Origin of the sequence: Xenorhabdus sp. PR6a, from assembly GCF_028599065.1 — a bacterium.
Classification (GTDB): Bacteria; Pseudomonadota; Gammaproteobacteria; order Enterobacterales; family Enterobacteriaceae; genus Xenorhabdus; species Xenorhabdus doucetiae.
On sequence record NZ_JAQRFJ010000212.1, the window covers coordinates 1 to 557 of the forward strand.

A 557-nucleotide genomic window follows, 5' to 3' on the forward strand; every position below is an offset into this window, starting at 1 on the left:
AGCTATGATCGTTTTAATTCCGGGGTGACCAGAAACACCAATGCATTCACCTTGGCTAAGTTGTTTTTTCTCAAATAAATCACATAAATTAGTTGCGGCGGTATAAAGTTGTTCATAGCTAATACTTTCGTTACTATATATAACAGCAGTACAATGACTAAATTTTTCTACTGTTTTTATAAATTCGGAACTTATAGATTTTGTAGTTTTCATCGTAAACTATATTCCAATACATTGCATTCGTTGAAATCAAACCCACTGAAAGCGCCTATAAAAAACAAACCATGGCGCAATATCTCCACAATCCAACGAAAGTGAAAACATTTTCCAATTTAACAAGCTTTAGTTAAATGAAATGACAACACCAATTTTATTGGTTTTAAATTCTGTTATAGTACGTTTGGTAAGTGTCAAGATAGTTAGCAAATTCAACAGATGAAAACCACACTCATTATTGACTGCGTATTTTTATTCAATAATATCAACTAATAATTTTGTTTCTCAGAATAGTCGTTATTTTTAGCACAAAAATTTTCCCATTTTTGCCCTAACCATTT

1 protein-coding gene is annotated in these 557 nt (G+C 30.9%); it reads right to left on the reverse strand.

Annotated elements, in window-relative coordinates:
- Positions 1-213, reverse strand: a 213-nt coding sequence (locus PSI15_RS18400; RefSeq protein WP_273584772.1) for a hypothetical protein, incomplete at its 3' end; no start/stop codon positions are given.
- Positions 214-557 lie beyond the last annotated feature (344 nt).